General features: G+C 61.2%; 8 protein-coding genes. 7 read left to right on the top strand and 1 reads right to left on the bottom strand.

The window, feature by feature from the left end; all coding sequences use genetic code 11:
- Positions 1–2,016 (bottom strand): FG-GAP-like repeat-containing protein (locus Y708_RS23150; protein WP_173401504.1); only part of this gene is annotated, 2,016 nt, incomplete at its 3' end.
- Positions 2,017–2,319: 303 nt separating this feature from the next.
- Here Y708_RS23150 and Y708_RS0105710 point away from each other — a divergent pair.
- The 7 genes from Y708_RS0105710 to Y708_RS31490 form a co-directional block, all read left to right on the top strand.
- On the top strand, positions 2,320–3,546 hold the full coding sequence (locus tag Y708_RS0105710) for a TadA family conjugal transfer-associated ATPase (protein WP_028279186.1): 1,227 nt from the start codon (positions 2,320–2,322) through the stop codon (positions 3,544–3,546).
- Positions 3,543–4,400, top strand: a complete 858-nt coding sequence (locus Y708_RS0105705; protein WP_028279185.1) for a type II secretion system F family protein — start codon at positions 3,543–3,545, stop codon at positions 4,398–4,400. The genes Y708_RS0105710 and Y708_RS0105705 overlap by 4 nt, the downstream gene beginning before the upstream one ends.
- Entirely contained in the window at positions 4,400–5,335 is a 936-nt protein-coding gene (locus Y708_RS0105700) for a type II secretion system F family protein (RefSeq protein WP_028279184.1), read from the top strand. Before Y708_RS0105705 ends, Y708_RS0105700 begins: the two co-directional genes overlap by 1 nt.
- A 32-nt stretch (positions 5,336–5,367) precedes the next feature.
- A complete protein-coding gene (locus Y708_RS0105695; RefSeq protein WP_051478653.1) occupies positions 5,368–5,601 on the top strand; it encodes a hypothetical protein in 234 nt (77 codons plus the stop codon).
- Positions 5,602–5,603: 2 nt separating this feature from the next.
- Positions 5,604–6,020, top strand: a complete 417-nt coding sequence (locus tag Y708_RS0105690) for a TadE/TadG family type IV pilus assembly protein (RefSeq protein ID WP_051478651.1) — start codon at positions 5,604–5,606, stop codon at positions 6,018–6,020.
- Complete coding sequence (locus Y708_RS23145) at positions 6,001–6,477, top strand: hypothetical protein (RefSeq protein WP_081746495.1); 477 nt, start codon at positions 6,001–6,003, stop codon at positions 6,475–6,477. Before Y708_RS0105690 ends, Y708_RS23145 begins: the two co-directional genes overlap by 20 nt.
- Positions 6,474–6,629 (top strand): pilus assembly protein TadG-related protein (locus Y708_RS31490; RefSeq protein ID WP_343212954.1); only part of this gene is annotated, 156 nt, incomplete at its 3' end. The genes Y708_RS23145 and Y708_RS31490, both read left to right, overlap by 4 nt.

Below are 6,629 nucleotides of genomic sequence, written 5' to 3'. Positions count from 1 at the left end.
TGCGCTGACGAGATCGGCGTAGCCTGCCCATCCGGTGGAGATTTGCCGTCCGGGCTGGACGCTGCTGGTGGTGCCGTTGACGGTTCCGGTGCCGGCGTAGAGCCAGAGGGTTCCGTCGGGTTTGCGGGCGATCAGGTCCGCTATCCGGTCGCCGTTGAAATCGCCGGGGGAGACGATGATGTCGAAGATGTTCCAGCCGTGTCCGGTTTTGACGGCGGGTTTGTATCCTTCGTTGCTGGTGGTGACGGCGCCGGTGCCGGCGTAGAACCAGAGGGTTCCGTCGGTTTTGCGGCCGATGAGGTCGGTCCGGCCATCATTGTTGAAGTCCTGGCCGCCGACGAGTTGGCTGTAGATGTCCCAGCCGGAGCCGATCCGGACCGGTGCCTGGAACGTCCCGTTGCCGGTACCGTCGTGGAACCAGAGGGTGCCATCAACGCGCCGTGAGACCAGATCATCGGTACCATTGCGGTTGAAATCCCCCGCATTCACCGCAGCCAACGAACGCTGAACCACGGCCGGCGTGCCGGAAGTAGGTGCTGTAATGGTAATGCTTGCGCTCGTTGTGCCCACGGAGTTGATCTTGACCTTGGTGCCCGCGTGGGTTGTGAACGTGGATCCTGCCTGCCACGCATGGTTCTGGTTGTAGTAGCCATAAAGCCAGCGACTGTCGGGCGTCAGCACTATCGACGCGTTGCCATCCCATCCGAGGAGGTCCTTCTTGATGATCTTGACCCCGCGGTTGCCTCCGTAAGCCAGCGCAGCGTCGTATCCTACCGGCAGCCGCAGCTCCAGGTAGTAGATCTCCTTGCTGACTGGATCTGTGAACTTGACGGCACGGTTCGCATCTGAGCCTGACCACGCCTTCAAGGTGTAGTTTTTTGCGCCCTGCACGGTTCCGGCATTGAGGATTTCATTGCCTCGTCCAAAGCCGCCGTACTCCCAAAAGAATGAATTGATGGTCGGCATGGCGTTCTGCGCGTATCCCATGAGGTCCATGGTGTCGCCGTATTCGTTGGTGAAACAGGCTGAATCCGTCCAGCGGCCACCTGATCGGGGAACGTCGGACCGGCCGTTGCTGCAGTACAGCGAGTTGGAATGGTGCAGCCCAAGCACATGGCCAAACTCGTGTGTGACCACGTTATTTGTCAGAGCCGAGGTGTACGGCATGATGATGCGGCCGGTTGTGGCGCCGTCAGTGAAGCCGCCGCCAAGCACTCCCCAGGTGCCATAGGAGTTGAGGTTGGCGTGCGGCACGAAAATAACCAGGGCCTCATACGGCTTGAACTGCCAGCCCATCTCACGCGTGACGGTTGCCATGATCTGGTCATACGAGTCGGTGATCCGTGCCGAAGATTTGAAGCCACTGACTTCCCGGGCAATCGACATCGACAGGCGATTATCGGACATCTTCTTCCAGTAACTGCTTGACTGTGCAATCGAGGCACGAGCCCTGGTCAGGTCGATTGCTGCCACATCGGCCGCCGATTTTCCGGCGAGCTGGACCGTCACGAGCGTCACTTTGAAGTTGCCGGTACGCGGTCCATAAGCAGCCGCGGACATCCCGTTGATGCTGGGGGCCTTCAGTGCCGGTAGAGGGCCCTCTGGACGGGGCAGGCGTTCGGCGGGCATCGGATCGAAGCCCGGCTCCAAAGTCGGGTCCCAATCGGCCGGGGGCACCTCGGAGGTCAACTCATCGGGTGCCGGCTCGGTCGAATCCACTTCGTTCGACGCGGCATCTGTGGGCGCCGGAACCATTTGCGGCTCGGACGGCACTGTCGACGGCAGCGGCGCGGGATCAGCGGTGTCGCCCCCCGGTGCGGCCGGCTCAGTATCCGGACTTAGTGCAGGAGCGGTCTCAGCTACCGCAGAAGCAGGCGGCGCCTCAGCAGGCGAGGGCGATGCAGAAGGCGGAACTGCCGTCGTTTCTTCAGCGGCCAGGGCAGGTATGCCACCGCCCATGAGAACGAGTGAGAGTGCAGCGGCGCAGAGGAGCCTAAGGGGATTGGCAATTGTCACGGGAATTCTCCAGCAAATTTCCGGCCGCAGCCAGGTACGAGTGATGCCTCGTAGACTACACGCGTGTGACTGATGTGACTAATGTTAAAATAGTCAAGCGGAATTATAGGTATTTTTGGCTCAGGATTGCCGCATTTTTCCGGGCGTGTCGACTCATATTAAGGGCAATCTCAAGAGAAATGTTATCCACAATCTGGTTCCCAACTAGTCATACGTTCGCTCGGTAAATATGCTGGACTCTGATAATCAGGTCTCGGGCAGGCGGTGTCAGAACCCGCGTTGCCCCTGAACATGGGGAGCCTTATGGATGCTGTGCGCATCGTGGAGGACGAAGTCCGCGAGCTCATCCGCCGTCGCGGACTTGATCCTGCAAGGCAGGGCGGCGAGGTTCGCCGCCTGGTTGAGGCAGCCGTCAACGACTATGACGAGCGGTCGATCCTCGGTGCACTGCCGCCTCTTGGCCAGCTTGAGCAGGCCCGCCGGTTTGTGTACGACGCCGTCGCCGGTTTTGGTGCGCTCCAGCCTTTGTTGGATGACCCGGATATTGAGGAGATCTGGCTCAACTCGCCAACAGAAATATTTGTTGCCAGGGCGGGGGAGTCAGAGCTGACATCGCTGACCCTAACCGAGCAGCAGGTCCATGATGTTGTTGAGAAGATGCTCAAGTCCTCGGGGCGCAGGCTCGATCTCTCCTCGCCGTTTGTGGATGCCTCCCTGCCGGACGGTTCACGCCTGCACGTTGTCATTCCGGATGTAACCCGCAGGCACTGGTCAATCAACATCCGCAAGTTCATCGCCAAAGCCACCCGGCTGGATCACTTGGTGGAATTGGGCTCACTTACGCCGCAATCGGCCCGCTTTCTTGGCGCCGCGGTGGCCAGCGGACTGAACATCCTCGTATCCGGTGCCACCCAGGCGGGCAAGACCACCATGCTCAATTGTCTGGCAGCCAGCATCGGCCCGCGTGAACGTGTGGTCACCGTTGAGGAAATCTTTGAGCTCCAGTTGCCGCTGCGGGACGTAGTGGGCCTGCAATGCCGCCAACCAAATCTTGAGGGAAACGGCGAAATTCCGCTGAGGCGCCTGGTCAAGGAGGCACTACGCATGCGGCCCGACCGCCTGATCGTAGGGGAAGTGCGGGAGGCGGAGAGCCTTGACATGTTGATCGCTTTGAACAGTGGTTTGCCCGGAATGTGCTCAGTCCATGCCAACAGCGCGCATGACGCAGTCACCAAGATTTGTACGCTGCCACTGCTTGCGGGAGACAACATTTCCAGCGCCTTCGTGGTGCCGACTGTGGCGTCCTGCATCGATCTGGTGGTCCATTGCTCCCGTGCACGGAACGGCAGCCGTCAGGTGATGGAGATCATGGCACTGGGCCGGCGCGTGGAGAACGGGATCATTGAATCCTCGTCTGTCTTCAAACGCGTTAACGGGGATTTGCTGGTCACTGCGTCGGCGATGCCGGCCGAGGAGAAGTTCGCGGCGGCAGGCATCAACGTTGCGCAGCTCCTGGATGCGCGCCAATGACGGCTGCACTGGGCGTCACCTTAGGTGCAGGGCTCTTCCTGATCTGGTGGTCAGCCTGGGCAGAGCCACCGCGGAGCCGGGTTCGTTCCCGGCCGGCCCGGCGCCTTGAGGACCTGCTTTCGCGCGCAGGAATCGAAAAGGTCTCGGTCGGTGGATTATTTTCATCCTGCGCCGCGGTGGCGGTTTTTGTTCTGCTGGTCGTCTTTGTCCTGACCGGCTCCGCCCCAATTGCCGCCTGCTTTGCACTGTTCGGCGGAGTGCTCCCGCTCGCGATGGTCCGCTGGCGTGCCAACAAGCGCACGGCGTCCCTGCGGGAACTATGGCCCGATGTTGTGGATCACCTCAGGTCGGCGATACGGGCGGGTCTATCCCTCCCGGAAGCTTTGATTCAGCTTGGTTCAAAGGGCCCGCAGGAACTGCGGCAGGCCTTTCACGAGTTCGGCGCAGACTACCGCTCGGGCGGTCAGTTTGACGAGGCCCTTGGCCGGCTCAAACTGAGGCTCGCGGATCCCGTGGCCGATCGCATCATCGAAGCGCTCCGGATGACCAGAGAGGTCGGTGGATCGGATCTCGGCCGGCTGCTTGGCACACTGGCTGAGTTTCTACGCGACAGCGCGCGCACCCGCAGCGAGTTGGAGGCGCGCCAGTCCTGGACAGTGAATGCGGCGCGCCTTGCCGTTGCTGCGCCGTGGATTGTGCTCCTGCTTCTTTCCACCCGTCCGGAAGCGGTTGCGGCGTACAGCACTGCAACCGGAGCATTGGTTCTTGGCGGAGGGCTGGGAGTTTCTGCCTTCTGCTACTGGCTGATGCTTCGCATCGGAGCGCTACCGGAAGATGAGAGGGTGTTGCGCTAATGGGAGTAACCGCACTGGCCGCGCTGTCCGGTACCTTCCTGGGAATTGGGCTCTGGGTCATATTTGTGCGGCTGCCGGTGATGCGACAGCACCGCTTTGTGGACCGGATCGCGCCGCAGCTGAAGTCGGTGGATGTCAGTTCAAGGCTGTTAGACGAGAGTGTCGTCGTGAGCCCTTTTGGTCCACTCGAACGCATCATTCGACCAGCAATGAACGACGCCGTCACCTGGCTTAACCGCTTCAATCCGTCTTCCACTGTGCTTGCCAGGCGTCTGGCCCAGGCGGGCCGGGATCAATCTGTGCTTGATTTCAGGGCGGAACAAATCACCTGGGCCGCGGTGGGCCTTGCGTTGTCCACTGCGGCGATGATTTTCCTGGCCGTTTCGGGCAGTTTCAACCCTGTGCTGGCCGTGCTGATCGTACTTGGCTGCACAGTTGGTGGTTTCCTGCTGCGTGACTATGTTCTCGCCTCACGCATCCGGAAGCGTGAGGCGCGGATGCTCGCTGAGTTTCCCAGCCTGGCCGAGCTGATGGCACTGGCAGTCAGCGCGGGCGAAAGCGCTACTGGCGCACTGGAGAGGATCTGCCGCACTGCCCACGGTGATCTTGCCGGAGAGTTTGCCCTGGTTCTCGGGGAGACGCGGTCCGGAACGCCGTTGATGGCGGCCCTTGAGGACTTCTCGGCCCGAACCCAGCTCGCCCCTCTGGTCCGGTTTGTCGATGGCATCAGTGTTGCGGTGGAGCGTGGGACGCCGCTGGCTGATGTGCTTCGATCGCAGGCGCAGGATGTCCGCGATCTTTCCAAGCGTGAACTCATGGAAGCCGCAGGCAAGAAGGAAATCGCCATGATGGTTCCACTTGTCTTTGGAGTCCTCCCACTGACCGTACTTTTTGCCGTGTACCCCGGGATTGCCCTGATCGATCTCGGACTATGACAACCTCCAACACAAACAGCAAGGATCAAGAGATGCGACACTTTACCGGCACCATCAAGGCCTTTGCCGCACTGAATGTGGCACTGCTCGCTCTGCGCATCAGCGGCGCGGCGTACCGATCGACCGATGAGCGCGAGCGGGGTGACGTGCCCGGCTGGGTCATGATCACCCTGATGTCGGCGGTGCTTGTCGCAGCGCTGCTCGCTCTTGCGCAACCTGCGCTTGAAGGACTATTCAACGAAGCCATCAACAGGGTCAACCCGTAACGATGAAGGCACTGCTTCGGCGGATTGGGGATGCCAGGAGCGGTAGGCGCGGCAATGAAAGCGGATCTGCCGTTGTCGACTTCGCCTTGGTTGGGGCACTGTTGACTGTCGTCTTTATTGCCATCATTCAGCTTGCGCTCGTGCTGCACGTCCGCAACAGCCTGATCGACGCAGCGTCGTCGGGTGCGCGGTACGGAACCCTTGCCGACCGCACCCCGGGCGATGCTGCTGCGCGGACCAGTTCGCTGATATCCGGGTCCCTCAACAGCGGGTTCGCCCAGGACATCACCGTAGGCACCACCAACGTTGACGGCATCGAACTGCTGCGGGTTACTGTGCGCGCGCCCCTCCCTGTCATCGGCCTGATCGGCCCGGGCGGCGCGATGGAGGTGTCCGGCCATGCGGTCCTGCCTCAATAGACGTCGACTCGACGCGGCAAAACTCAGAGAAAACGCGCGCGGAAAGGATCCTGAGGAGGGCAGCGCCGTCCTCGAATTCATTTTCCTGGGGCTTCTCCTGCTGGTCCCCGTGGTCTATCTCATCCTCACCGTGGGCCAGCTGCAGGGTGGCGCCTTTGCTGTTGTCGGAGCGGCTGATCAGGCGGCCAAGGTCTTCGTGGATACTGATTCTCCGGAGCAGGCCGACGCCCGTGCCCGCCAAGCGGTATTGCTCGCGCTCTCGGACTTCGGATTCGACCCAGCCGCCGTGACTACGGACATCAGCTGCTCCGGGGAATGTTTGGCGCCGGGCTCCACCGTCACCGTTAACGTTCAGCTGAGGGTACCGCTGCCTCTGATCCCCACAATGCCGGGACTCAACACTTCAGCGGCAACCGTGGATTCGACTGCAACGCAACTGGTGGAGCGGTTCGGTTGAGGAACGCAGTCGCCGGAACTGAGGACGACGGCCAAATCTCCGTCCTTCTCATCGGCTATCTGCTGCTCTCCCTCCTGGTGGTCTCGGTGGTCATGGCTACGTCTGCTGTGTATATCGAGCACAAGAAGCTGCTCTCCGCCGCCGACGGCGCA

It is taken from the genome of Arthrobacter sp. H5, from assembly GCF_000520595.1.
GTDB lineage: Bacteria > Actinomycetota > Actinomycetes > Actinomycetales > Micrococcaceae > Arthrobacter_D.
This window is presented reverse-complemented; position numbering and strand designations above follow the sequence as displayed.

What these genes read in the sequence shown, in the direction of transcription:
- Y708_RS23145 (WP_081746495.1), top strand. Translation starts at nt 6,001, where the DNA reads ATGCGGTCCTGCCTCAATAGACGTCGACTCGACGCGGCAAAACTCAGA.
- Y708_RS0105705 (WP_028279185.1), top strand. Translation starts at nt 3,543, where the DNA reads ATGACGGCTGCACTGGGCGTCACCTTAGGTGCAGGGCTCTTCCTGATC.
- Y708_RS0105695 (WP_051478653.1), top strand. Translation starts at nt 5,368, where the DNA reads ATGCGACACTTTACCGGCACCATCAAGGCCTTTGCCGCACTGAATGTG.
- Y708_RS0105710 (WP_028279186.1), top strand. Translation starts at nt 2,320, where the DNA reads ATGGATGCTGTGCGCATCGTGGAGGACGAAGTCCGCGAGCTCATCCGC.
- Y708_RS0105700 (WP_028279184.1), top strand. Translation starts at nt 4,400, where the DNA reads ATGGGAGTAACCGCACTGGCCGCGCTGTCCGGTACCTTCCTGGGAATT.
- Y708_RS0105690 (WP_051478651.1), top strand. Translation starts at nt 5,604, where the DNA reads ATGAAGGCACTGCTTCGGCGGATTGGGGATGCCAGGAGCGGTAGGCGC.